The organism is Actinoplanes sp. HUAS TT8, from assembly GCF_051380535.1.
Lineage (GTDB): Bacteria > Actinomycetota > Actinomycetes > Mycobacteriales > Micromonosporaceae > Actinoplanes.
The window spans coordinates 5,905,269-5,931,462 of the sequence record NZ_CP195646.1; the positions used below are offsets into that span (position 1 = coordinate 5,905,269).

The window sequence follows — 26,194 nt, forward strand, 5'->3', positions numbered from 1 at the left end:
GATCAACCGTATGGGCCGTACCCGATCCCGCCCTTCACCCTCTTCACCGAAGATGAGATCGTTTCACCCGCTGCCGTCCGATAGTCCTCCGGCATTTGGGAGAACCGTTGCTGCGCCGTCGTCGCGTCGAGGTGCCGGATGTGCTGCTCAAGCCCGGCCGGCCGCCGTGGCGGGAACACCTCGGCCCGGCCGTGGTGATCCTCGTCGGCGTGCTCGTCGTGGTCCTGGTCGGCGTCGCGGCCATGGTCAGCCGCTCCAGCGGCCACTCGGAGGCCGACCCGGTGATCGGGGCGGTCACCGACCCGACGCTGGACCAGGTGCCGATCCCGCTGCCCAGCCCGTCCGTCTCGACAAGTCCCGCGGCGATCAACTCGATCACCATCGAGCAGGGCGCCGTGCCCGACACGGTCGACCTGAGTGACGAGGGCCGGCTCGACTGGGTGCACTGGGGCGAGGACGGGACGTACTCCCTCGAACGGGACGCCAAGGGCGGTTTCGCCATCCTGGAGGGCACCCCGAGCGCCCCCCGGCAGCGGCACACGCTCAGCCCGGAACGGTTCACCTGGACCGGCGGCACGCCTGCGACCGGCAACGACGGCACCGACAGCGGCATCCGCACCTGCGGCGCCGGCAACGGCTTCACCCTCTCCGCACCGGCCACCACCGAACCGCGCAAGCTGCGGCTCTACGTCGGGGTGTCGGGCGCTCAGGGCCTGCTCAAACTCAAGCTCACCACCGGCGACCTGGTCACCGGCGAGGAGACGGTGACCGACCGGATCGTCCAGCGCGGCACCGCGATGACGACCGCGCGGTACTCGATCAGCTACCGGGCCACCCGCCCTGGCAAGATCTCCATCGAGTGGATCACCGAGAAGTCCTTCGACGCCGACTGCGGTGGCGTCGCGCTTCAGGCAGCAACTCTTTCTTAAAAGACATCAAACACGATTTTTCCGTACGGACCGGTGGTGCGCGTTTCTCGTCCCCCGCCGGGAAAGGGGAACAGGGTGTTCGCGGGCTGGGGATCGCGGGTCGCCCGCCTCCGATGGCCGGTACTGATCGTCACGCTCGTGGCGGTGGTCAGTGCCGGGGTCTGGGGCATGGGCGTTTTCGGGCAGCTCACCGAGGGTGGATACGCCGATCCCCATAGCGAGTCGGCGCGGGCCGCGGACGTGGTCGCCGCCGCCGTGGGCGGTTCGGGCGGCGACGTCATCGCGATCTACACCCCGGACCGGGGCACGGAGATCGACGACGCCGGGCTGGCCAAGCGGATCAAGGACCGGCTCGCGGCGCTGCCGGCGTCGGCGGTGACGGCGACCACCTCGTACTGGGACAAGAAGGACGCGAACTACGCGGCCAAGGACCGGTCCAGCGCGGTCGCGATCATCTCCCTGGCCGGCGAGGACGACGGGGCCAAGACCGACGCGTACGGCGTCGTCGAGAACCGTTTCTCGGTCGACGGCGCCACCGTGCAGCTGGCCGGCGGCATCCCGCTCGCGCACACCTCCAACCAGCGGTCGACCGACGACCTCGGCTCGGCCGAGCTGATCTCGATGCCGATCGTGCTGATCCTGCTGCTGTTCATCTTCGGCTCACTGATCGCCGCGTCCCTGCCGGTGATCGTCGGCGGCTGCGCGGTGCTCGGCTCGCTGGGCGTGCTCAACGCGATCGCTCTCGGACACGACGTCAACTCGTTCGCGGTGAACGTGGCCAGCCTGCTCGGGCTCGGCATGGCCATCGACTACGGACTGTTCATGGTCGGCCGCTTCCGCGAGGAGCAGGCGGCCGGCCACGACCCGGCCGAGGCGGTCCGCCGCACCGTCGGCACCGCCGGCCGCACGGTCCTGTTCTCGGCGACGCTGCTGATGACCGCGCTCGCCGGTCTGCTGCTCTTCCCGCAGGGATTTCTCAAATCCTTGGCGTACGGCGGTCTGGCCGCGGTCTTCCTGGCCATGGTGCTCTCGCTGACCCTGCTCCCGGCCATCCTCGCGATCCTCGGCCCCCGCGTCGACAAACTGCCCGTCCGGCTCCCGGGCCGGCGCGGCGCCGACAGCGCCACCGGCTGGCAGCGGCTCGCCGGATTCGTCCTGCGCCGCCCGGTCGTCGTCGCGATCCCGATCCTGATCGGCCTGATCGTGCTCGCACTGCCGATCAAGGACGTCCGGTTCGGCGAGAACGACGAGCGGGTGCTGCCCGCGGGCGACCCGTCGCGCGTGGCCATCGAAACCCTCAAGGCGTCGTACCCGCAGTTCAGCAGCGACGGCGTGCAGGTCGTCATCCAGGGCCCACCGGCCGGCACCTCGAAGTTCGCCGCCTCCGCCAAGTTCGCCGCCCAGATCGCCAAGATCCCCGGCGTGGCCTCGGTCAACCCGGCCGGCACGGGCAAGGACGTCCTGGTCTACAACGCCGCGCTGGCCACCACCGACTCGTTCAGCACCTCGGCCCGGCAGGTCGTCGACGACATCCGCGCCCTGCCCGCCCCGGCCGGCACCACCGTCCTGGTCGGCGGCGTCACCGCCCGCAACGTCGACAGCCTGGACGCCATCGGCGACCAACTGCCCCTGATGGTCGGGCTGCTGGCCGGCGCGACCCTGCTCCTGATGTTCCTCGCCTTCGGCTCCATCCTGCTGCCGATCAAAGCGGTCGTGATGAGCGGGCTCAGCCTCAGTGCCACCTTCGGGCTGCTCGTCTGGCTGTTCCAGCAGGGCCACGGCTCGGGGTTGCTCAACGTCACCCCGGCCCCGCTGGAAGCCGGCATCGTCGTCCTGATGGCGGCGGTCGTTTTCGGTCTCTCGACCGACTACGAGGTGTTCCTGCTGTCCCGCATGGTCGAGGCCCGCAGCCGCGGCGCGAGCACGGCCGAAGCCGTCACCACCGGCCTCGCCCGCACCGGCCGCGTCATCAGCGCCGCCGCCCTGCTGCTCATCGTGGTCACCGGCGCGTTCGCCCTCTCCACGATCACCACGATGCGCTTCGTCGGCGTCGGCATGATCATCGCCCTGGTCCTGGACGCCACGGTCGTCCGGATGCTGCTGGTCCCGGCGGTCCTCGCCCTGCTCGGGGACGCGGCCTGGTGGGCGCCGGGGCCGCTGCGGCGGCTTCAGGAACGGGCCGGGCTGGCCGAGCACGCGGGCGAAGAGCCGGCGCCGACGGCTTCGGCGGCGCTCACGGCCGGCTCACTTACGGCCGCGGCCGGATCGCTCTCGACCGGCTCGCTCTCAGCGGGCTCCCCCTCGGCCGGCTCTCTCACGGACTCGCCCTCCTCGCTCTCGGCGGCGTCCGGCTCGCTGTCGGAGGGTTCGCCGTCTGTTGCCGACGCCGAGACCGAGATCCTTCGGTACGACGAGATCGCCGCCCTCCGGTCCGGGGCCGGCGGCGGGCTGGACGAGCCCACCACGATCCTGCCGGTGATCTCCGAGGACGAGGAACTGCTGGTCACCGCCCCCGACGAAACCTCGATCATCGTCTGGGACCCGGACGAGGCAGCAGCCTCCACGACCGAACCGACGGACACGGACGAGGCCATGGCCTCCACGGCCGAAACCGCGAGCAAGGGCGAGTCTTCCGAGGCTGAGGCGACGACTTCGCTCGACGAGGAGCGTTCGGGCGAGGAGGCGCTCTCCACCGACGAGGCGCTCTTTACCGACGACGCGCTCTCCACCGAAGAGGCGGCGGAAACCGACGACGCGGCTGAGTCCGATGAGGCGATCGTTTCCGGTCAAGCATCGTCTCGCGACACCGACCGGACCCAGATCCTCCCGATCATCTCCCCCACGGCCGACGACGACCCCTCGGACTCGGACCCCGAACTCGTCCCGGCTGACATCGTTCCCGCTGATGATCTCCCGGCTCCGGCCGGTGATGTCGACGAGGAGGAACTGGTCCCGGCGCAGGTCGCCGGCGCGGCGAGCGAGGAACTTCCCAGCGCCGAGGACACGTTCAACCCGTGGGCCAAGTCCACTACCGTCAGCGACACGGCGTCGCCGGACCTGGCCGGTAGCGGAGCCTTCGACGTCACCCAGGTGATGCCGATCTACCAGGCCGCCCGCCGCTTCACCGAAAACAGCCCCACCAGCACCAACGGCACCCCGTCACCGGAGGCGGCCAAGGCGGCACCGGAGGCCGAACCCGAGCCCGCGCTCGAAACCGCCGCACCGGCCGAAGCACCCGCCGAGCCCGAGCCCGATCCCGCCGCCATCGAGCCGGCGGAGCACCCCGAGCCCGAGACAACGGAGCACTCCGAGCCCGAGACAACGGTGGTCGAGCCCGTCGCGCCTGAGGCGTCCACGGGCGGGCCGGTAAAAGAGGCCGCGCCCGAAGCGTCCGTGGCCGAGCCGGTGGACGATGTTGCTTCCGATGAGGTTTCGGCGGACGAGACGAAGGCCGCTGAGCCGTTCGACAGTGACGCGCTCTGGGCTCAGGTGGAGGCGACCCTGGCTGCCGGCGCGGAGGCTGTAGCCGCCGAAGCGCCCGATCATCAGCCGGCCGCCATCGACAATTCCGAAATATCGGATGCTTCCCTTCCGCTGGACGAGGCTCCCGCAGAAGAGACTCCCGCGGAAGAGGCTCCGGAGCCGGAAATCCAGGACCCGGCCGACCAAGCCCCAGCCCAGACTCAGGCCGACCAAGCCCAGGCCGACCCAACCCAGGAGCCGGAAACGGCGGAGCCGGGCGCTTCCGACGAGATCGAGGAAGCCGAGGCTGTCGGCCTGGGTGACTCGGGGGCGGACGAGGTGGCGGAGATCGCGCCGGGTAGCGCGATTCCCGCCGAGGTCGCGGATGCCTTCACCTGGATGTCCGACCCCAGGATCGCCGGGATCGTCAGCGGTGGCGAGGACGCCGGTAGTGATCCGGATCCGGACTTCACCTGGCTGGCGGCTACGGCTGCGCTTCCGACCATCTCGGCGACCTCCGATGAAGAGGCCGATGAGCGTGGTGCCGGGGAATCGCTGGAGGTTCTCGGCTCGCGTTCGAACCGGCCGGCGACGCTGGATGATTTCCCGGCCCGGCCGCGCCGGGTCAAGCAGGCTGCGGACGAGGAAACGCCGGTAGTCGCCGAGGCCCCCGAGCCGAGGATCGAGGCAGAGACCCCCGACACGATCGCAGCGGTCGAGACGACGACCGACGCGAGGACTCCTCAGACGACGGCTGAGGCCGAGACCGAGACCGAGACCGACCTGAGCGCTACCGCCGAGGATGAGGCTGAGGAAGCGAAGGACGAGCCGGCCGGGTCTGAGATCGCGGATGAGACGGAAACGGCGGAGGCACCTGCTGAGGCCGCCGTCGAGTCCAGCACCGCGTCCGAAGAGCCTGGTGAGGCGGCCCTCGACGAGGTGGCCGCTGAGGCCGGGGCGGCCGAGGCACAGGCCGAAGACGCACAGGCCGAAGACGCACAGGCCGACGAGGTGGCGGCTGGTGGGCGGGACGGCGAGGAGGCCGCGGCCGGAGCAGGTCGGCCGCAGACTCTGGGTGAGTGGCTGCACGGCGACCCGGGCCAGCGGCCCCGGACGCTGGGGGACGTGACCCCGGTCAGTGCAATTCCGGTGAGTTCGGGGCCGGTTCGACGGCCGCAGACGCTGGATGAATGGCTGCACGGAAGCCCGGCTCAGGCCCGGCCGCAGAGTTTGGACGACTGGCTGGCGGCGGACAATCGGCCGGTCAGTTCGGCCGGGCCCCGCCCGGAAAGCCTCGGCGATCTGGCCGGTGGGCGGAACACCGGTTCGGCCCGATCGTCCCTCGCGGGCCCGGGGAACGGTGACAACCGGCCGGTCAGCTCGGCCGGACCCGCGTCGATCGAGCCGGCTGACGTTCGGCCGGTCAGTTCGGCCGGGCCGAGGCCGCAGAGTCTCGGAGACCTGCCGGCCGGGGGTAAGCCGCCGGCTTCCGGGCGACGGCCGGCCACCCTGGCCGACCACTCCCCCGAGGCGAACCGAACCCGCCGGCCCAACGGCGGCCACAGCCCCAACGAACGCCCCACCACCAGCGACCGCCCGACCAACAGCGACCACACCGCCAACGGGGATCGGGCGGCCAACGGAGGGCCTGAGCGTCAGCCCGGCCGCGAGGTCGACCCGGACACCACCGGGTCGTAACCGCACCGCGAACAGGACGCCCGCACGGCCGAGGCCGGCGGGCGTCTCGTTTTCGGCGGGCAGCGCGGGCTGAACGCCGTACCCGCAAATGGGTGTGATCTGAGCGGGAGAAAAGCCGCGTGAGTGAGCAAAAGGCGGCCGCTTTGTGGCCGATAGGCCACCGGGTAATAAGGTAGTGCGGCTGATGAGGGGGAAGTTACGCATGACCGGCAGTGACCCGACCGTGGGCGTGGATCCGGATCGCCTGGCGATCTGCCTCGCCGTCCTGGCCGAGGCGGAGTCCCTGCCTGTGGAGCATCCGGATGCGGTGCAGCTCAGGCGGGCGACGGCCGGGCTGTTCAAGACGGCGAAGATTCAGCGGCGCAAGGACCGGCGGCAGGCCGTGCTCGAGAATGATCGGGCCGTGACCGAGGCGACCGCGACGGGCGCGCCGGGGCGGATCGACGACGAGACGGCCGGGATTCCGCTGAAGAGCGCGACCGTCGGGGCGACCGCCGGTGTGCTGAAGCAGGCCCGCGGGTGTTATGTCTGCAAGAAGCGGTACACGGTGGTGGACGCGTTCTATCACCAGCTCTGCCCGGAATGCGCGACGTTGAACCACGAGCGGCGGGACGCGCGGACCGATCTGACCGGGCGGCGGGCGCTGCTCACCGGCGGGCGCGCCAAGATCGGCATGTACATCGCGTTGCGGCTGCTGCGCGACGGTGCCGACCTGACGATCACGACGCGGTTCCCGCACGACGCGGTGCGGCGGTTCACCGCGATGCCGGACAGTGCCGACTGGATCGACCGGCTGCACGTCGTCGGCATCGACCTGCGGGATCCGGCGCAGGTGGTGGGTCTGGCCGATTCGGTGGCGGCCCGCGGCGCGCTGGACATCCTGGTCAACAATGCGGCGCAGACCGTGCGGCGCACCCCGGGGTCGTATTCGGCGATCGCGGCGGCCGAGTCCGAGCCGCTGCCGTCCGGCAAACTTCCCGAGTTGGAGTATTTCGGGAGTGCCGGTGTCTCCCCGGCCGCCGTGCTGACCTCGGGCAGTTCGACGCTGACCGCGCAGCAGATCACCGAGCTGGCGCTGACCGCGCGGTCGGTGGCGATCGACGCGGGCGGTCTGGTGCCGGACACGACGGCGACCAACAGCTGGAGCGACCGGGTGCACGAGGTCGACCCGCTGGAATTGCTCGAGGTTCAGCTGTGCAACGTGACCGCGCCGTTCATCCTGGTCAGCCGACTGCGGCCGGCGATGACACAATCAAAATTTCCGCGACGGTACGTCGTGAACGTCTCGGCCATGGAGGGCATCTTCGCCCGTGGCTACAAGGGTGCCGGTCACCCGCACACCAACATGGCCAAGGCGGCGCTGAACATGCTGACCCGCACCAGCGCCGAGGACATGTTCGCCGAGGGCATCCTGATGACCAGCGTGGACACCGGCTGGATCACCGACGAGCGCCCGCATCCGACGAAGATGCGGCTGCACGAGGAGGGGTTCCACGCGCCGCTGGACCTGGTGGACGGGGCGGCCCGGGTGTACGACCCGATCGTGCGCGGGGAGCAGGGCGAGGACGTGTACGGGTGCTTCCTCAAGGATTACGCGCCGGTCGCCTGGTGATGAGACGGGCCACATCCTGACCAGGGATGTGGCCCGTGATTCGGAGTTACGGCCGCGGCCAGCCGGCGGGGTGCTGCTGACCCCCGGGCATGCCGTTCGGCGGCTGCCCCTGCGGCCCACGGTCACCGCCAGGCCCACGGTCCCCACCGGGACCACGGTCACCGCCAGGCCCACGATCGCCGCCAGGCCCACGGTCACCACCGGGACCACGATCGCCGCCAGGACCACGATCGCCACCAGGCCCACGATCGCCGCCAGGCCCACGGTCACCGCCAGGCCCACGATCGCCGCCAGGCCCACGGTCACCACCGGGACCACGGTCACCACCGGGACCACGATCGCCGCCGGGGCCGCGGTCGCCGGGCCAGCCCTGCGGGCCGCGCGGCGGTCCGCCGTGCCCGTCCCGGATGTGGAACGGCCGCCCCGCGAAGTCCGGCCGGTACGGCCAGCCGCCGGGCCAGGACCCCCGCCAGTCGTCCCACTGCCAGTCGTTGTCGTCCACGACCAGCTGGAACACCCAGCCGCGCCATCCGTAGCGGATCGGATCGCAGTCGTAGTCGTACCAGGCGTGGAACCGTTTGCCGGTGTAGCCGGCCCGTTCGCAGGCCCATTCGGTCCGGTAATACCCGACCACGTTGTCCCCGAAGTCGGAGACCCGGGCGGCGGCGGCTTGCGCCGGGGCCGTTCCGGTCGTCGTGCCGGTGCTCGGCGCGGCCTGCGCCGGGCACATTCCGATCGTCGCGCCGGCGGCCACGCTGAGGCCGGTGAGCGCGAGAAAACGCTGCGCCTTGTTCATGTCACACCTTTTCCGGACATTTGCGGTTACGGAGCTAGCGCACCACGCACCCCTGACCGGGTCCGGCGTTTCCCGGGAACTAGTCCGTTCGACCGACCCCCGACGTGTCCGAAAGATGCTGATATGCCGGGCGAAGAACCTCGTTCAACGGCCGCCCGTGATGACCCAGCCGCGGCGGGTCGAGCTGATCCAGCAGCGCGTCCGACCGCCCTCCGGACCGACCCTGATCAGGCGATTCCCCAAGATCGAGCGACCGTCCCCAGAAGGCCTCGGGATCGTCGGGATCGATGAGCGGCGGCTCGGCGTTTTCCTCCCGGCCGGCCGTTTTCGCATCATCGGCAAGCCGAGCGGTGTTTGACGAGGCCCCCGAAAGGCCACCTGATCCGCTCGACGAGGCCTCCGCCGGGCCGCCTGACGCGTTCACCGCGGCCTCCTCGCGGAGCCGCCGCAACCGCATCAACAGCTCGTCGCGATGCCGGCCCCGCCAGGTGAACACCTCGAACGGATCCGACTCGAACGCCCGGGCCAGGGCGTAGATCGTCGCCGCGAGGTGGATGCACGGCACCGGCCACCGCTCGCAGGTGCAGTCCATCGCCACCTCGTCCAGCGACAGCGGCAGCAGGGTCAGCCCGGACTCGCCGAAGACCGCCTCGATCCCGGCCGGCATCCGCCCGTCGAGCAGCCCGGCCACGAATCGCGCCTCGGCGACCAGCGCCGACTCGACCCGGGCCCACTCGGCCGCCCCGAACGCCCGGACCGCGATGCGCGACCGGAACGCGACCGGGTCGTCCGGCCCGCGGACCATGGCCACGGCCAGGCTGCTGGAGACGGTCAGGCTGCGGACGTGCCCGGCCCGCTCGTCCCGCCGCCCGCGCGCGAACGTCGGCCCCATCCGCAGCGACTCGAACATGCCCAGGAATGCGGGCGCGAAATCAGTCACGGCTCGCCCCCGGCCCTTCCCGGCGAAGGCTCGTCCAACGAAGCTCAGTCAACGATCGCCTCCGGTGCCAGCGCGAACAGCTCGCGCAGTTCGGTGGTGGACAGCGCGGTCAGCCAGCCCTCGCCCGAGCCGACCACCCGCTCGGCCAGCACACCCTTGTCCACGAGCAGCTGGTCGATGCGTTCCTCCAGGGTGCCGAGGCAGACGAGGGTGTGGACGTGCACGTCCTTGCGCTGCCCGAGCCGGAACGCCCGGTCGGACGCCTGGGTCTCGGTGGCCGGGTTCCACCAGCGGTCGACGTGCACGACGTGGTTGGCCGCGGTCAGGTTGAGCCCGGTGCCGCCGGCCTTGAGCGACAGCACGAACACGCCCGGCGCCTCGGCCTGCTGGAACTCGGCGACCATCGCGTCCCGGGCGCCGCGCGTCGTCCCGCCGTGCAGGAACGGCGTCGTCACCCCGAAGCGGGCGGCCAGGTGCGGCGCCAGCATCGCGCCGAACTTGGCGAACTGGGTGAAGACGAGCACGCTCTCCCCGGCCCCGAGCGCCCGGTCCACGATCTCTTCGAGGCGGTCCACCTTGCCGGACCGGCCGGGCAGCGGCGACGCGTCCTTGAGCAGCAGCGCCGGGTGCACGCAGACCTGTTTCAGCTTGGTCATGGCGGCCAGCACGACGCCCTTGTGCCGTTCCTGGTTCCAGTCGTCGAGGCGTTCCTGCATCTCGTCGAGGACGGCTTTGTAGAGGCTGACCTGCTCGGTCGTCATCCCGCACAGGTGCCGGACGTTGCGTTTGACCGGCAGGTCGCCGGCGATGCCGGGGTCGGCCTTGGTGCGCCGCAGCAGGAACGGCCGGGTCGCCTGCCGCAGCCGGGCCGCGGCCTCCTCGTCCTGATAGCGCTCGACGGGCACGGCGAACCGGGCGCGGAACGTGTGCGCCGAGGCGAGCAGGCCGGGATTGACGAAGTCGAGGATGGACCAGAGCTCGGCCAGCCGGTTCTCCACCGGGGTGCCGGTCAGCGCGATCCGGTTGCGGGCCGGGAAGCGCCGGACCGCCCGCGCGGCGGCGCTCGCACTGTTCTTGATGTGCTGCGCCTCGTCCAGCACGACACGGTCCCACTCGATGGCGGCCAGTGCGTCCGCGTCCAGCACCGCGGTCGCGTAGGTGGTCAGGACGAGATCGGCGCCGTCGGCGGAGACCGACCGGTCGGATCCGTGCAGCACCTTGACCCGCAGCGAGGGGGCGAACCGCGCGGCCTCGCGCTGCCAGTTCCCGAGCACCGACAGCGGGCAGATCAGCAGCGCCGGCCCGTCGCGGCGGTGCAGCAGCAGCGTCAGGAGCTGCACGGTCTTGCCGAGCCCCATGTCATCGGCCAGGCACGCGCCGAGTCCCAGGGAGTCCATGAAGACCAACCACGAGAAACCCCGGATTTGGTACGGCTTGAGCACACCGTTCAGCGAGCCGGGCGGGTCGACCAGCTCCAGCCGCTGCTCCAGCTCCCCGCTGAGCAGGTCGGCCAGCCACCCCTCGCCGCGGGCGTCGGTCACCGGCAGCGGCAGCCCCTCGGGCGGCAGCAGCCGGGTCACGCGCAGCGCGTCCCCGGCCGTCATGGTCCCGCCGCCGCGGCTCAGGAAGGCCAGCCCGGCGGCCAGCCGGTCGGCGTCCAGGAACACCCAGCGCCCGCGCAGCCGGACCAGCGGCACCTTGGCCTTGGCCAGGTCGGCCAGGTCGTCCTCGGTCAGGGTGCGGCCGCCCAGGGCCAGCCCCCACTCGTAGTCGACCAGGTCGCGCAGCCCGGTCGTGCGGTCCCGCATGACGTGCGGGATCGCCTCGGGCGTGCGCACGTTGAGCGACAGGCCGAGCCCGGAGCGGCGGCGCCACCAGGCCGGCAGCAGCACGCCGTGCCCGGCCTCCTCCAGCAGGGCGGCGTGGCTGAGGAAGCCGTGCGCGCCCTCGGTGTCCAGGATCATCTCGGCCGGGCGGGCCCCGCGCAGCGCGTCGCCGAGCGCCGGCCACAGCCGCGCGGCCCGGGCCAGCCCGGCCAGGAGGCGTTCCTGCGGGTGGGAGGTCCAGCGGCGCAGCGGGGCGAACTCGTCGCGCCAGACGTCGGCCGCCGGGACCAGCACGCTCGGCTCGTCGGCGGCCTGGAGCAGGAACTCCAGGCGCCAGGCGTCGTTGGGCAGCTGGACCTCGCCGGGCATGACCGGCTCGTGCTCGCGCGGGTCGCTGAGCCGGAAGCAGACCCGGACCTCGGCACCCCGGGCGGCCTGCGCGAACCAGGCGTCCAGGGTGCGGATCAGCTCGTCCAGCTCGTCGTGGGGCGCGTCGAACTCGGGCTCGCCGGTCAGCGCGGCCAGCCAGCCGCCGTCGGCCAGGGTCACCGCGTGCTCGGCCAGGCGGGTGCGGACCAGGCCGTCGACCAGCCGATCGAGCGCGGCGGTGAGCAGCTCGGCGGCGCCCGCCACGTCGGGGGTGACGTCGCCGCGGCGGGCCGGGCGGGGCTCGGCGCCCACGGCGGTCTCGGCCCGGCAGGCCGGGGGCATCCGGTCCAGCAGGGTGGCGTGGCGGGCGGCGTCGGCGCCGGTCAGAACCGGTCGCCAGCAGGCCGCCGGGCGGGGGCCGTCGAGCCGGACGCCGGGCAGCACCCGGCCGCGCCGGACCAGGCTCGCGGCGAACCCGCACAGCTCGATCATCCAGCGCACGCTCGCCGCGACCCGGCCGTCGAACTCGGCGGCCAGGTCGGCGTCGAGGAACGGGACGCCGACGGACGGGACGCGCCAGACCCGGGGGCGGCGCACCCCGCGGCGCGGCGGCAGGCCGACCTGCGGTGACGGGAGCGGGCCGGCCCCGGTGGACGGGAGCGTGAGCAGGGCGGGCTCACGTTTCTCGCCGATCGGCAGCTCGGGTGCGGCGACCGCGAACGGATGCCACGGCACGCCGCGCCCGGCCGGCGGGACGGGACCGGCCACGGCGTCCTCGGCCCACAGGCTCAGGCCGCCGTCACGGCCCACGAAGCCGTGCAGGACGCGGGACTCGATCGCGGACAGGGCGGTGCTCACACGTACGTCGCAATCGTCGTGGAAGTGAAAATGTGGCCGATCGCGCGAAGCTTCAACACGCGCACGACTCTAGGCCGGACCCCCGACACTTTCGGCGAAGGCCGGAGTGCGAGGCGGACTATCCGGAAAGCGAACGAAGGTCCGGGCGGGGCACGGACTACGCAACTGTTCCGAAAACGATTCATTACAAGTCTGCCCGCATCCCGGACCGGAGGGCATAATCGTGATCCGCCGGTCCGGGGCCGTATCGGCGTTGACGGTGTCGGGGGGAGGCGGTCACGTGCACACTCCCCTGCTGGCCGACCTGGCCGTCCCGATCCCGGTGACCCCGCCGGACACGCCGATGGGCGAGATCGAGGCCCGGCTGCGCACCGATCCGGAACTGCTCGGGGTCGTCACCGAGGTCGGCGGCGAGCTGTACCTGATCGATCGCGGCTTCCTCGACCTGATCCTGGCCGGCCGGCTCGGCTACGGGCGGGCCCTGCTGCACCGGCGGCCCCTGCGCAGCCTGCTGCGCCGCCCGGCCCTGGTGCTGCCGGCCGGCACCGGGTGGGGCGAGGCGGCGCGGGCGGCCATGCAGCGGCCGGACACGTTCAAGGCGATCCCGCTGGTCGTGCGCTTCGACGACGGCGGTGTGGGGGTCGCCCCGGTCGGCCCGCTGGTCGAGCACCTGAGCCGGCGCTATCAGACGATGGCGCTGACCGACGACCTGACCGGGCTGGGCAACCGGCGCAGCCTGCTGGAGCAGCCGGTCCACGGCGGCCGGGCCGGGGTCTGGATGATCGACCTCAACCGGTTCAAGGAGATCAACGACACGCTCGGGCACGCCCGGGGCGACGAGTTGCTGCGGCACGTCGCGTCCGCGCTGACCGGCGCGTGTGCCCCGGCCCGGGCGTTCCGGGTCGGCGGCGACGAGTTCGTGGTGCTCACGCCCGACGTGGACACCTGGCCCGGCACCGACCCCGTGACGGCCGGGTTCCGGCTGCTCCGGGCCATCCAGGGTCCGTTCGCGGTCGCCGGCATCCCGATCACGGTCGAGGCGTCGATCGGCATCGCGACCGGCGGCGACGTCGGCGACATGGTGGCCCGGGCCGACGCGGCGATGTATGCGGCCAAGCGCGACCGCACCCAGGTCGAGCTCTGGCGGGCCGCGCTCGCCGCCGGCAACACCGACCTCGGCCTGGACACGGCGCTGCGGGCCGCGATCGGCAACGGCGAGCTGGTGCTGCACTATCAGCCGCTGGTCGACGCGCAGACCCGGGCCACCGCGTCGGTCGAGGCGCTGGTCCGCTGGTCGCACCCGGAGCGCGGGCTGCTGCCGCCGGGCGCGTTCCTCCCGCAGGCCGAGCGTTCCGACGTGATCCACCTGCTGACTGCGGCGGTGCTCGACGACGCCGTCCGGCAGGCCGCGACCTGGCACCGGGCCGGCCGCAACGTGCCGGTGGCGGTGAATCTGGCCGCCCCGGTGCTGGCCTCGGACCGGTTCGTCACCACGATCGACGACCTGCTGACCGAGACCGGGCTGCCGCCGGCGGCGCTGATCGTCGAGGTGACCGAGAGCGCGGCGTTTCCCGGCCGGCCGAGAGCGCTGATCGGTTGCGGTCACTGCGGGAGCGCGGTGTGCGGGTGGCGATCGACGACTTCGGCACCGGGAACACGTCGCTGGGGCTGCTCACGCAACTGCCGCTGGACGAGCTGAAGCTGGACCGCTCGTTCGTGACCCGCGTCCACCAGCCGCAGGACCGGGTGATCGTCGAGTCGGTGGCCCGGATGGCCAACGGGCTGGGCCTGACCCTGGTCGCCGAGGGCGTGGAGGACGAGCGGACCGCGACGACCCTGACCGCGCTCGGCTTCGACCTGTTGCAGGGCTACCACTTCGGCCGTCCCGAACCGGTCGGCGCTTTTGCTGTCACGGAATAATCTTCCACGGCATGTAGTTTCCACGGTCATGACGACGATGCGTGCGATCGTGCTGACCGAACCCGGACCGGCCGAGAACCTTCAACTCCGCGACGTACCAAGGCCAGATCCACAACCCGATTGGGTACGGGTCCACGTGCGCGCCTTCGGCCTCAACCGCTCCGAGCTGCACCTGCGGCTCGGGTACGCCGAGAACGCCCGGTTCCCGATCGTCCCCGGCATCGAGGCGGCCGGCGTCGTCGACCACGACCCGGACGGCATCCTCGCGCCCGGGCAGCAGGTGGCGGCCATGATGGGCGGCATGGGACGCGCCTTCGACGGCGGCTACGCCGAGTACGTCGTGGTGCCGCGCGCCCAGCTCATCCCCTTCACCTCCGACCTGCCGTGGGACGTGATCGGGTCGGTGCCGGAGACGCTGCAGACCGCGTACGGATCGCTGACCCTGGGTCTTGATCTTCAGCCCGGGCAGACACTGCTGGTCCGCGGCGGCAGCTCGGCGCTCGGGCACGCGGTCACCGCCCTGGCCCGCGACCTCGGCGCCACGGTCCTGGCCACCACCCGTCAACCCGGGCGCCTGGCCGGGCTCGGCGCCGACCACCCGATCCTGGACGACGGGAACGTGGCCGCCCGGGTGCGCGAGATCGTCCCCGGCGGCGTGCACGCGGCCCTCGAACTGGTCGGGACGACAACCCTGCCGGACACCCTGGCGGCGACGCGGGTGCACGGCACCGTCTGCTTCGCCGGGATGCTGGCCAACGAGTGGATCGTGAAGGACTTCTACCCGATCTCCTACCTGCCGACGGGGGTGCGGCTGACCTCGTACAGCGGAAATGCCTCTGATCTGCCGGCCGCGGTGCTGCAGAGGACGCTGGACCGGCTCGGCGACGGGTCGCTGACGTTGGGGCCGATCACCACGTACCCCTTGGAGAAGATCCCCGAAGCGCACCGCGACATCGAAGCGAACCTGGTCAGCGGCAAGGTCGTCGGGCTCATTCCAGAGCCCAGGTGATCAGCGGCGGGCGGACGCGCGCACACAGCGGGCCGCCCGCCTCGTCGGTCAGGCCCAGGCGGCCGACCAGGACGCCCCGATCCTCGAAGGCGGCGCGCAGCAGCGGCCCCGGGATGTCGCCGAACAGCAGCTTGGCCCGGCGGAACATGGCGAACGCGTCGTCGCTGACCGCGCCCCAGCTCAGGTACAGGAAGCGGGCGCCGGGCGAGCCGTGCACCCATGGGCCGCCGACGTCGAGCAGCTCGTCGACCTCACGGGCGGTCACCTCCAGCTCCCACACCGCCGACGCGTCGGTCACCGGGACCCGGCCGACGACCTCGGATCGGCGCTGCATGCCGACGTGAACGTTGTTCAACCGCAGCTCGGGCGACTGCGGCAGGTCACGGCCCTCGATCCGGATACGCATGGGGAAACGATAGGGCCTGTTAAAGTCGCCTCCCGTGAGCGACTGGGCGGTGACGATCCATCGGCTCTGGGCGTCCGTGTCCTCCATCGCCTCCCGCGAGGAGCTCGCCGGCCTGGTGCTGCCGCCGCTGCTGGAACTGCCCGGAGCGGTCGGGGCCTGGGGTTTGCGGCATACCACGGGCGAGCGGATCACCGAGTTCCGCTGGGCCGGCCTGCCCGTCGACGACCGGGCCGCGCTGGCGCTGGCCGCGGGCGAACCGGCCGGCGCATGGCTCGCCGAACACGGCATCGCCCACGCGGCCGTCACCCGGTTCGAGGGCAACGGCGACGTCGGCGGGACCATGATGGTGCTGCTCGACGCGACCGGCGACCCGGAACAGGCCGGCCTCGCCCTGAAGCAGGTCGCCGACGTCACCCGCGAGGCGATCCGCCGGCTCGCCGCGCACCGGGCCGAACAGGCCCAGCAGACCCGGGACGCGCTGCTGGCCGAGGCGTCCCTGCAGATGGACGCGGTGCTGGACCGGGCCCAGACGATGCGCCGGGTCGCCCGGATGGCGGTGCCCGCGATCGCCGAGGGCTGCCTGGTCTACCTGGTCGACGACGACAAGGCCGAACTGCGCAGCGCCGTGCACATCGACATGCGGCGGCTGTCCGCGCTGCTGGCCGACGAGGAGGTGGCCGGGCGCCTGGCCGAACTCGCGGCGGCCGCGGTCAGTGTGCGGACGGAGGCGCTGCTGCCCGGGAACCGGATCGTGGACGTGCAGGTGTTGCGCGCTCGTGGCCGTACGTCGGGCGTCCTGATCTTCATGTTCGACCGCCCGGCCGCCGATGTGCCGCCCGCGCACTTCCTCCGCGACCTGACCCATCGCGCCGCGCTCGCGCTGGACAACGGCGAACTCTACGAGCAGCGGCGGCGCGAGGTCGTAGCCATGCAGCAGCACCTGCTCCCGCGCCGGCTGCCGCGGGCCGACGGGCTGGAGTTCGCCGCGTCGTACACCGTCGGTGACCGGGTGATGGAGGTCGGCGGCGACTTCTACGACGTGGTGCTGCGCGCCGACGGCGTGGCCGGCGCGCTGATCGGCGACGTCTGCGGGCGCGGGGTCGACGCGGCCGCGCTGACCGGCATGGCCCGGCACACCCTGGGCGCACTGCTGCAGGAGGGCCTGTCCCCGGCCCGCGCGTTGAGCCGGCTCAACGAGTCGCTGCGCCGGGAGGGCTCGTGGCGGTTCCTGACCGCCGGGATCGCGCTGTTCCGCCCGGACGGCGACGGGTTCGCCGTGCAGTGGAGTTCCTGCGGGCATCCGCCGCCGCTGATCCTGCGCCGCGGCGCAGCGGCCGAGCACGGGCGCGGTGGCGGCATACCGATCGGTGTGCTGCCCCGGCTGCGGGTCGGGCGGTCCCGCTTCCGGCTCGGGCCGGGCGACACGCTGGTCATGTACACCGACGGGCTGACCGAGAGCCGGGACCCGGAGGGCCGCATGTTCGAGGACGCGGCACTGCCGCAGGTCCTGGAACGACTCCGGGACGCGCCGCCGGAGACACTGGTCCGGGAGTTGAGCGCCGCCGCGGCCGGGTTCGGGTCGAGCGGCGCCGACGACGACATAGCAGTACTGGCGATCGGGGTAACACCGTGACTTCTGTTCTGGTCGTCGAGGACTCCCCCGAGGACGTGGAGGCGATCGAACGCGCGATCAGCCGCTCCCACCCCCGGGCCCACCTGGAGTTCCTGCGCTCCGGGGACGAGGTGCTGCCCCGGCTGACCGTGGCCGGGGCCGTGCTGCCCGGGATCATGCTGCTCGACCTGAACATGCCCGGCGAGGGCGGGCTGGCGGTGATCCGGCAGGTCCGCGCGGACGCCACCCTCGACGGGATCCGGATCGTGGTCTTCACCTCGTCGGAGGATCAGGCCGAGGCCGACGCCTGCTACGCGGCCGGGGCGGACAGCTACATCTACAAGCCGGTGAACTTCGCGCTGTTCCAGACCGTGCTGCGGCAGACCCTGGACTACTGGGGGAACGTCGCCCACATCGTGGTGCCGCCGCCCGGGGACTCCTCGGCCCAGACCTGACCGCCGTGCCGCTCGACGATGCGGCGGACGATGGCCAGGCCGGCGCCGGAGCCCTCGGCGCTCGGGTGCAGGCGGCGGAACAGCTCGAACGCTTCCTCGCGGAGGTGGCCGGGCATGCCGATGCCGTTGTCCCGGACGAACAGGGCATTCGTTTGTGCGCTGCCCGATATTTCGGCATTTATACTTTTTGTGCCGACAACAACCCGGCGCGGGCCGTCCTCCCGCGCATACTTGGCCGCGTTCACCAGCAGGTTGACCAGGACCTCGTCGAGCAGGACCGGATCGGCGAGCAGCGGCACCGGATCCTCGGCCAGCTCCACCGCGACCCCGGCCGCCTCCAACCGCGGGCCGGCCACGTCCAGGGCCCGGTCCACCGCGTCGCTCAGCTCGATCCGCTCCCGGTGCAGCTCGGTCCGGCCCAGCCGCGAGTAGTAGAGCAGCGAGTTCAACAGCTCGTCCATCCGCCCGGCCAGCCGCTGGATCGCCTGCAGCCGCCGCTCGGTCACCTCGTCCAGCTGGCCCGCACTGTCCTCGGCGATGAACGTCGCATAGTTGGCGATCCCGCGCAGCGGCTCCTTCAGGTCGTGGGCGGCCGCGTGCGCGAACGAGTTCAGATCCACGTTGCTGCGGGTCAGCTCCACGTTGAGCGCGGCCAGCCGGCGAGCCTGGGCCAGGGCGATCCCGGTCAGGGAACGGCCCAGCTCGGTGGCCATGGCCAGGTCGGTGACGGTCCACGGGGTGCTGCGGCCGCGCACCGTGGCCAGGAACACCGCGGTCGAACCCCGCGGGGTGAGCCGGCGACCATTAGGGCCCAGAACCACGGGGGTACGGGGATCGGCCGCCCAGCGCCGGGCCACCGTACGCTCGCGGCGAATCCAGACGACACCGTCACCGGTCGCGCCGATCGGCAGGACCAGAGCGCCGGCCAGGCTCTCGCCGTACTCCGCACCGAGGCCGTCGCTGTGCCACAGCTCGCCCGGCGGCACCGTGGCCAGCAGCTTCTCCACCACGTCGGCTTTTATGATGCTGTTCGCCGGCGACACCGTGATCACGCCGTCGAATCGCACGGCCACCGCGTCGCAGTCCACCACCTGCTCCAGCCCGTCCGGCGACAGCCCGGTGGACAGATCGACCGAGACCCGCTCCAGCCGCCGGGCGATGGCGATCCGTGATCGTTCCCGGACAGCCGCCTCGTCCCGTTCCCGCAGCCCGGCCAGATGCAGCGACAGCGCCACCCCGAAGAACTCACAGGCCGCCCGGACGGTCGGACTGAGCGCCTTCGGCTCCCGCCCGTGACACGCGATGAGCCCCCACAGCCGCCCGTCGGACAGCAGCGACACCGACATCGACGACGTGACCTCGATGTTCCGCAGATACTCCAGGTGGAACGGCGATACCGTCCGCAACACCGACAACGACAGGTCCAGCGGCTCCCCGGTCTCCGGCAGCACCTCCGGGACCAGCCGCGCGGTCACGTCCCGAACATCCGCGATCACCCGGATCCAGTTACGTTCATACAGCTCACGGGCCTGCGGCGGGATATCGGTGGCCGGGAACCACAACCCCAGCCACGGCTCCCAGTCCGCCACCACATCCTCGGCGATCACCTCGCCCGGCCCGTCGGCCGACTCGAACCGGTAGGCCACCACCCGGTCGTACCCGGTCACGTTCCTGATCTCCCGCACGGCCGCCTGCGCCGCCTCGGCCACCGTGCCGGCCCGCTGCAGCCGCATCAGCGCCTGGCGCACCAGCAGCGCCCCGATGCCCTCGGTCTCGGCCGGCTCGAACTCCAGGACGAGCCGCCCCTCAGCCCGATGCACGGTCACATCAAACCGCCGCCCCTCCCCCGGCGCCCCGGGCACACCTGGCGCTCCCGGCATTCCCGGCGCTCCGGGCGCCGCCGTTCCGCCGACCAGCGTCACCGGCATCATCGCCGTCTGCCCGGTATCCGCATCCGCCAGCGCCAGCAGCCGCTCGACCTGCTCAACCCCGAGCAGCTCCTCGATCGTGCCCAGCCGCTCCACCCCGAGCAGCCCCGCCGCATTGGCGCTGGCCACCTCGATCCGCCCGTCCCGCGCCGCCACGAGCGCCCCGTGCGACTGCACCCCACCCAGCCGATGAATCGGCTCCCGAACACACGCGGCCAGGTCGAACGGCGTCCCGACCTCCCGCTCGGCGGCCTCAGCCCGCTCCGAAAGCCACCCTCGCGAGTCAGTCACACCACAACCCCGATCAAAATCTTTATGGCCTATCTCCGCTGTGGTCCAGACCGCCGCTCCCGCGGGGGCCGGGCACGGCGATCTGGCCGCTACGCGTCCAAAACAATCGCCGCACCCTTCATTCTGCGTGGGTGGTCCCTCTTACCCCACAACCCCTCCCTTCCACCTCTCCCCACCCCACACCCTTCCCCCTACACCCCACCCCAGCCCCGCCACCAGCCAAAACCCGCCAGCCCACACCCAGCAAGACACCTCTCAGCGCGACTTGAAGGTCGGCGGCCGGCGCCCACGGCTGGTCCGGCGCCCTCGAGACGACCCTCAGCACCAACTGAAGGACGGCAGCTGGCGCTCACGGCTGGATCGACGGCCCCGAGACAACCCTCAGCACCAGCTGAAGGACCGCAGCTGGCACTCATGGTCGGGCCGACGGCCTTGAGGAACCCTCAGCGCCAGCTGGAGGTCGGCGGCTGGCGCTCACGGCTGGATCGACGGCCTTGAGGGGACCCTCAGCGCCAGCTGGAGGTCGGCGGCTGGGGCTCAGGGTGGGTTGGGAGGGCTTGGGGGTGGGATGGAGGAAAGGGGGACCGGGTGGCGGGGGGATTTTTCCGGTTTGGGGCTTTTATACTTGATCTAGGTGGGGGCTAGCGGTGGAGGTCGGGTGGCGGAGGTCTACCGGAGCGTCAACGCCGCTGGGAGCGTGGCGGCGGCGGAGAACGAGCGTGGGGAGATGCTGCGCCGGGCGGGACGGCCGGGGGAAGCCGCGGGGCATTTCGAGCGGGCGCTGGCGGCGCTCGGGCTGGTCGGCGAACCGGATCCGGGGACGTATTCCGCGATTCTCAACAATCTTGCGTTGACCGCGTATCAGCAGGGGGATCTTCTTCGGGCTCGGCGCTGTCTGGTTCGGTCACTGGAGGTCGGGCCACTGGTCGGTGACCCGGTCGGGCGGGCGATCACCTACGACAATCTCGGGGTTGTCGAGGTCGAACTGGCCCGTGCGGCATCCGGGCACGGTGAGCCCCCAGCCGACGGCGCGCGGGCGCGAGGAGCTGAGAGTGCGCGGGCGCGAGGTACGGGGAGGACTCGGGCGGAGGTGCATCTCGGGGAGGCGGAAGGGTGCTTCGCGGCGGCTGAGCGGCTGTTCCGGAGTGTGCTGCCCGAGGCGGTGGACGACTATCTGCGGTCGGTGCTGAATCGGGTGGATGCGGCGGAGATCCGGGGCGATGCCGAGCGGATGGACCGGCTGACGCGGCACGCGGCGGAGGTGGCGGCTCATCAGGCGGTGGCGCCGGAGAACGCGTTGGAGGCGGTGACGATGCGCGGGAGTTTTCTGCACCGGCATCGGGATCGTCCGCGGCGGGCGGTGGAGTTGATGACCGCCCGGCTGCCCGGGTTGCTGGTGGACTGTCCGCCCGAGCAGAGTGCCGCGGCGCTGGTCGTGCTGCTCGCGGCCGCGGGTGCGACCGGTGATCCAGCGCTGGTCCAGGACGTGACGGCGCGGATCGCGGAGCTCAGCGGCGATCCCGCGACAGCGCCGAACAAGACGGCCACGAACAAGACGGCCACAAGCAGGGCCGCCGCGAACAGAGCGGCGGGATCGAGGGCGGCACGGGCGATGAGCGTGACCGAGCAGCGCGGCAACGGAACGAAGAGCGCGGCGAAATCCGGCCGACCGGGTTAACGTACGTTCATGGGAGCGGGCCGCTGGCGACGGGTTCGTCTTCCGCTGCCCGCACTGCGGGACACGATCACCGCGCGTGTCTGGTCCCCCGAGCAGGAGTCGGATCGGCTGCTGGTCGCCCACGACGGCCCCGACTACCGGGGGCTGGCCGAGCACGCCGAGCGGGCGAATCGCTACCACCTGGCCCTGCTCCCGGTGAAGACCCGCGACGACTGGTATTCGGCCAGTCCGCCGTACGCGCAAAGCCTTGGTCTTGAGATTTTGCCGCGGCTGCGATCGCGCCTGGGCGCGTCGAGGGCGGTGGGTGCCGGGGTGAGTCTGGGCGCGCTGGCGATGTTGCACGCGCAGCGCTGTCATCCGGCCGGTTTTGCCGGGTTGTTCCTGCAGTCGGGGAGTTTTTTCCAGCCGCGCCACGATCGGCAGGAGTCCGGTTTCGCACATTGGTCGCGGATCATCCGGTACGTGCGCCGGGTCCTCACGGCGCCTCGCGGCCCGGCCGTGCCGACGACGTTGACCTGCGGTGACGCCGAGGAGAACCTGGCCAACAACCGGGACATGGCGGAGGCGCTGCGTAAGCAGGGTTATCCGGTGACGTTCGCGGCCGTCCCGGGCGGGCATGACTGGGAGAACTGGCGCCACGCCCTGGATCCGCACCTGACCACGCTGCTGAAACAGGTCTGGACGGACTGACCGACCGACAACGAGGAGGCGGCCCGTGGCCGACGTCGAGCACACCATCGGGCTGCTGCTGGGCACCGAGGACGACTGGCCGCGGGCCTTCGAGTCCCTGCTGCGCCGGCTGGGTACGGTCACCGGGCCGGACGGGCGGTCGCACCGGACGCGGTCGGTGCGGGTCACGATCGAGCCGTTCAACCTGCGGTATCAGCCGCAGCACGACCTGGTCATCGACCGGCTGGCGTACTGGTACTACCACCCCCGTGAGTGGCTGAAGAAGATCGCGCTGATGGACGGCGTGTACCTGTTGAACAGCCCGTTCACGTTCCAGTCGATGGAGAAGCACGCGGCCTACTGCGCGATGATGCGGCTCGGGCTGAAGGTGCCGGAGACGGTGCTCGTCCCGTTCAAGAACCCGCTGGACAACTCCCGGTGGGCGTACACGGCGGCCCGTTACAACCGTCCGTTCGATCTGGAGGCGACCGCCGCCTCGGTCGGCTATCCGCTGTACATGAAGCCGTACGACGGGGGCGCCTGGGTCGGCGTGTCCAAGATCCGCAATCCCGAGGAACTGCATGCGGCGTACGACGCGTCGGGCGAGCGCCTGATGCATCTGCAGGCGTCCGTCGAGGGCTACGACGTGTTCGCGCGGTCGCTGACGATCGGGCCGGAGACGATGGTGATGCGGTTCCGCCCGGATCAGCCGATGCACGCGCGCTACGAGGTCGACCACAACTTTCTGTCGGACCCGGCCGGCGACGAGGTGGTGACGATCTCGCGCCTGGTCAACGCGTTCTTCCGGTGGGAGTTCAACTCGTGCGAGTCGCTGGTGCGCGGCGACGACGTGTTCCCGATCGACTACGCCAACGCCTGTCCGGACGTGGCGTTGACCTCGCTGCACTACTACTTCCCGTGGGCGATGTCGGCGCTGCTGCGGTGGACGGTGTTCTGTGTGGTGACCGGGCGACAAATGCGCCTGGACACCGACATGGGCGACTACTTCCTTGTGGCTGATGACCCGGATCGGTCGTACCGGGAAAAACTTTCCGGCTATCGGGAGATCGCCGACCAATACTTCGACATCGACCGATACCGCGAGTTCTGCGACAAGCATCTGAGCAACGTGGACGAGGTGGTCTACGACTGGGTGACCTCGGAGGAGTTCCGCTCGCTGATGCGCGAAACGGTCCGCGCGATGTACCCGGTGCACGAGCACGAGAAGTTCCTGGCCCACTTCGGCGGCCTGATCGATGCCTGGATTCGGGACCAGGGGCGTTGACGCGGTAACACACAGGTAATCAATATGTCTCCATGCATCTATGGGAGCGCTCCCGCGCCATCGCCGCTCTTGCGGCACTCCTCCTTGTCGGAGCCGCCGCTCCGGCGCATGCCGATGAACCGGGCCAGAATGAGGCGGAACAGGTCGTCAACGGCGGATTTGACGGCACCACCGATCCTTTCTGGTCGACCTCAGGGATGCCGATCGCCCTGACCGACGGCCGGGCCTGCGTGGACGTGCCCGGCGGGACCACCAACCGCTGGGACGCCGCGGTCGGGCAGAACGACATCGACCTGGTCGCCGGCGAGACGTACCGGTTCAGCTTCGACGCCAGCGGGGACGCCGGGCACGTGGTCCGGGCGATCACCGGGCTCGCGGTCAGCCCCTACGACACGTACTTCGAGCAGTCGCCCGTCCTCGGGGACCTGCAGCACTACTCGTACACGTTCACCGCGTCGACCAGCACCGCGCAGGGGCAGGTCGCGTTCCAGATCGGCGGCAGCGAGACGCCCTGGCACTTCTGCGTGGACAACGTCTCCCTGGTCGGGGGCGTGCCGCCGGAGGTCTACGTGCCCGACACCGGGCCGCGGGTGCGGGTCAACCAGGTCGCCTACCTGCCGGACGGCCCGAAGGCGGCGACGCTGGTCACCGACGCGACCACCGCCCTGCCGTGGACCCTCAACGACAAGAACGGGAAAATCCTTTTAAAGGCCAGGACTTCGCCGTACGGCGTTGACCCGTCCTCCGGGCAGAACGTCCAGACGATCGACTTCAGCCGGTACAAGAAGTCCGGAACGGGCTTCACGATCACGGCCGACGGTGAGACGTCGCGCCCGTTCGACATCTCGGCCGACGCCTACAAGTCGTTGCGCACCGACGCGCTGAAGTTCTACTACACCCAGCGCTCCGGCATCGCGATCAGCGACACCCTGCGCCCCGGGTACGGCCGCGCGGCCGGTCACGTCGATGTCGCCCCGAACCAGGGTGACGGCAACGTGCCCTGCCAGCCCGGCGTCTGCGACTACACCCTGGACGTCCGCGGCGGCTGGTACGACGCCGGCGACCACGGCAAGTACGTCGTCAACGGCGGCATCTCCGTGTGGGAGCTGCTCAGTGAGTACGAGCAGTCCCACGCCGTACGCAAAGTGAATCTTGAAATTCCGGAGAGCGGCAACCGGACACCGGACATCCTCGACGAGGTCCGCTGGGAACTGAACTTCCTGCTCAGCATGCAGGCGCCGAACGGGATGGTGCACCACAAGATCCACGACCAGGCCTGGACCGGGCTCCCGCTGCTGCCCTCGCAGGATCCGCTGCACCCGGTGTCGACCGCCGGAACTGAACGCCCTGGCCGCGGCCCGCAAGGCGTACACCGCCGCGAAGACCAACCCGATCGCGCTGGCGCCCGAGTCCCTGCCTACAACTCCTGCTCAGCATGCAGGCGCCGAACGGGATGGTGCACCACAAGATCCACGACCAGGCCTGGACCGGGCTCCCGCTGCTGCCCTCGCAGGATCCGCAGCCGCGCGAACTGCACCCGGTGTCGACCGCCGCCACCCTGAACCTGGCGGCCACCGCGGCCCAGGCGGCCCGGATCTACGCCAAGTACGACCCGGCGTTCGCCAAACGCGCCCTGGCCGCGGCCCGCAAGGCGTACACCGCCGCGAAGACCAACCCGATCGCGCTGGCGCCCGAGTCCGACGGGGTCGGCGGCGGCGCCTACAACGACACGAAGGTGTCCGACGAGTTCTACTGGGCGGCCGCCGAGCTGTTCATCACGACCGGCGAGAAGACGTACGCGAAGGATGTGATCGCCTCCCCGGAACACACCGCCGACGCGTTCGGGCCGGTCGCCTTCGACTGGGCCTCCACCGCGGCCGCCGCGAAGATCGACCTGGCGCTGATCCCGAACAAACTGCCGGGCCTGGGCTCGGTCAAGGCGCAGGTCGTCGCCGGCGCCGACAAGTACCTGGCGATCCAGAAGGCGCACGCGTACGGCGTCGCCTACTCCCCCGCCAACAACATGTGGGACTGGGGTTCGTCCAGCATCGTCGCCAACAACCTGGTGGTGCTCGCCGCCGCGCAGAAGCTGACCGGCCGCGACCGCTACCGCGACGGTGTCCTGACCGGCCTGGACTGGCTGTTCGGCCGCAACGCGCTGAACCGCTCCTACGTCACCGGGTACGGCGAGGTCAGCGCTCAGAACGAGCACAGCCGCTGGTACGCCGCCGAGCTGGACCCGTCGCTGCCGCACCCGCCGGTCGGCAGCCTGGCCGGTGGCCCGAACTCCTCGATCCAGGACCCCCTGGCGCAGGAGAAGCTGAAGGGCTGCGTGGGCCAGTTCTGCTACATCGACGACATCCAGTCGTGGTCCACGAACGAGTTGACGATCAACTGGAACGCGGCGCTGGCCTGGGTCAGCGGCTATGTGGCGGAAATCCGCTAGTTGAC

General features: G+C 71.2%; 18 protein-coding genes. 13 read left to right on the plus strand and 5 right to left on the minus strand.

Annotated features, from left to right (window positions below; all coding sequences use genetic code 11):
* Nucleotides 1-107: 107 nt before the first annotated feature.
* The 3 genes from ACSHV8_RS26505 (at nt 108) to ACSHV8_RS26515 (ending at nt 7,701) form a co-directional block, all read left to right on the plus strand.
* Complete coding sequence (locus ACSHV8_RS26505; protein WP_436519728.1) at nt 108-929, plus strand: hypothetical protein; 822 nt, start codon at nt 108-110, stop codon at nt 927-929.
* Between the two features lie 75 nt (nt 930-1,004).
* Complete coding sequence (locus ACSHV8_RS26510) at nt 1,005-6,089, plus strand: MMPL family transporter (RefSeq protein WP_436519730.1); 5,085 nt, start codon at nt 1,005-1,007, stop codon at nt 6,087-6,089.
* A gap of 202 nt (nt 6,090-6,291) precedes the next feature.
* Nucleotides 6,292-7,701: an SDR family NAD(P)-dependent oxidoreductase gene (locus ACSHV8_RS26515; protein WP_436519732.1), complete on the plus strand. Its 1,410-nt coding sequence runs from the start codon at nt 6,292-6,294 to the stop codon at nt 7,699-7,701.
* A 46-nt stretch (nt 7,702-7,747) separates the two neighbouring features.
* Here ACSHV8_RS26515 and ACSHV8_RS26520 read toward each other — a convergent pair whose 3' ends face one another.
* From ACSHV8_RS26520 to ACSHV8_RS26530, 3 genes are all read right to left on the minus strand, one after another.
* Nucleotides 7,748-8,497 carry a hypothetical protein gene (locus ACSHV8_RS26520; protein WP_436519734.1) on the minus strand — a complete coding sequence of 250 codons (750 nt, stop codon included), beginning with the start codon at nt 8,495-8,497 and terminating at the stop codon, nt 7,748-7,750.
* 79 nt (nt 8,498-8,576) lie between these two features.
* Nucleotides 8,577-9,437 (minus strand): hypothetical protein, encoded by an 861-nt coding sequence (locus ACSHV8_RS26525; protein ID WP_436519736.1) that lies wholly within the window; start codon nt 9,435-9,437, stop codon nt 8,577-8,579.
* 44 nt (nt 9,438-9,481) lie between these two features.
* On the minus strand, nt 9,482-12,490 hold the full coding sequence (locus tag ACSHV8_RS26530) for a DEAD/DEAH box helicase (protein ID WP_436519738.1): 3,009 nt from the start codon (nt 12,488-12,490) through the stop codon (nt 9,482-9,484).
* Between the two features lie 280 nt (nt 12,491-12,770).
* Between ACSHV8_RS26530 and ACSHV8_RS26535 the strand changes: the two genes are divergently transcribed.
* From ACSHV8_RS26535 to ACSHV8_RS26545, 3 genes are read left to right on the plus strand one after another with little or no spacing between them, the layout of a single operon-like run.
* Nucleotides 12,771-14,189, plus strand: coding sequence for an EAL domain-containing protein (locus ACSHV8_RS26535; RefSeq protein ID WP_436519740.1), 1,419 nt, complete (start codon nt 12,771-12,773; stop codon nt 14,187-14,189).
* Nucleotides 14,117-14,410, plus strand: coding sequence for an EAL domain-containing protein (locus tag ACSHV8_RS26540; protein ID WP_436519742.1), 294 nt, complete (start codon nt 14,117-14,119; stop codon nt 14,408-14,410). Before ACSHV8_RS26535 ends, ACSHV8_RS26540 begins: the two co-directional genes overlap by 73 nt.
* A gap of 28 nt (nt 14,411-14,438) precedes the next feature.
* Nucleotides 14,439-15,419 (plus strand): alcohol dehydrogenase catalytic domain-containing protein, encoded by a 981-nt coding sequence (locus ACSHV8_RS26545; protein WP_436519744.1) that lies wholly within the window; start codon nt 14,439-14,441, stop codon nt 15,417-15,419.
* Here ACSHV8_RS26545 and ACSHV8_RS26550 read toward each other — a convergent pair.
* Entirely contained in the window at nt 15,400-15,825 is a 426-nt protein-coding gene (locus ACSHV8_RS26550; RefSeq protein ID WP_436519746.1) for a DUF5990 family protein, read from the minus strand. The two genes, ACSHV8_RS26545 and ACSHV8_RS26550, sit on opposite strands and share 20 nt — an antisense overlap.
* A 34-nt stretch (nt 15,826-15,859) precedes the next feature.
* Between ACSHV8_RS26550 and ACSHV8_RS26555 the strand changes: the two genes are divergently transcribed.
* Both ACSHV8_RS26555 and ACSHV8_RS26560 read left to right on the plus strand, forming a co-directional pair.
* Nucleotides 15,860-17,458 carry a PP2C family protein-serine/threonine phosphatase gene (locus ACSHV8_RS26555; RefSeq protein ID WP_436519747.1) on the plus strand — a complete coding sequence of 533 codons (1,599 nt, stop codon included), beginning with the start codon at nt 15,860-15,862 and terminating at the stop codon, nt 17,456-17,458.
* Complete coding sequence (locus tag ACSHV8_RS26560; RefSeq protein ID WP_436519749.1) at nt 17,455-17,892, plus strand: response regulator; 438 nt, start codon at nt 17,455-17,457, stop codon at nt 17,890-17,892. Before ACSHV8_RS26555 ends, ACSHV8_RS26560 begins: the two co-directional genes overlap by 4 nt.
* Here the strand turns inward: ACSHV8_RS26560 and ACSHV8_RS26565 are convergent.
* On the minus strand, nt 17,829-20,111 hold the full coding sequence (locus tag ACSHV8_RS26565) for an ATP-binding protein (protein ID WP_436519751.1): 2,283 nt from the start codon (nt 20,109-20,111) through the stop codon (nt 17,829-17,831). The genes ACSHV8_RS26560 and ACSHV8_RS26565 overlap by 64 nt on opposite strands.
* A 658-nt stretch (nt 20,112-20,769) precedes the next feature.
* Here ACSHV8_RS26565 and ACSHV8_RS26570 point away from each other — a divergent pair.
* From ACSHV8_RS26570 to ACSHV8_RS26590, 5 genes are read left to right on the plus strand one after another with little or no spacing between them, the layout of a single operon-like run.
* On the plus strand, nt 20,770-21,789 hold the full coding sequence (locus ACSHV8_RS26570) for a tetratricopeptide repeat protein (RefSeq protein WP_436519753.1): 1,020 nt from the start codon (nt 20,770-20,772) through the stop codon (nt 21,787-21,789).
* A 9-nt stretch (nt 21,790-21,798) separates the two neighbouring features.
* Nucleotides 21,799-22,479 (plus strand): alpha/beta hydrolase, encoded by a 681-nt coding sequence (locus tag ACSHV8_RS26575; protein WP_436519755.1) that lies wholly within the window; start codon nt 21,799-21,801, stop codon nt 22,477-22,479.
* Nucleotides 22,480-22,504: 25 nt separating this feature from the next.
* Complete coding sequence (locus tag ACSHV8_RS26580; RefSeq protein WP_436519757.1) at nt 22,505-23,743, plus strand: ATP-grasp domain-containing protein; 1,239 nt, start codon at nt 22,505-22,507, stop codon at nt 23,741-23,743.
* 32 nt (nt 23,744-23,775) lie between these two features.
* Entirely contained in the window at nt 23,776-25,305 is a 1,530-nt protein-coding gene (locus tag ACSHV8_RS26585; protein WP_436519759.1) for a glycoside hydrolase family 9 protein, read from the plus strand.
* Nucleotides 25,197-26,189 carry a glycoside hydrolase family 9 protein gene (locus ACSHV8_RS26590; protein WP_436519761.1) on the plus strand — a complete coding sequence of 331 codons (993 nt, stop codon included), beginning with the start codon at nt 25,197-25,199 and terminating at the stop codon, nt 26,187-26,189. The genes ACSHV8_RS26585 and ACSHV8_RS26590 overlap by 109 nt, the downstream gene beginning before the upstream one ends.
* The last annotated feature ends 5 nt before the right edge of the window (nt 26,190-26,194 follow it).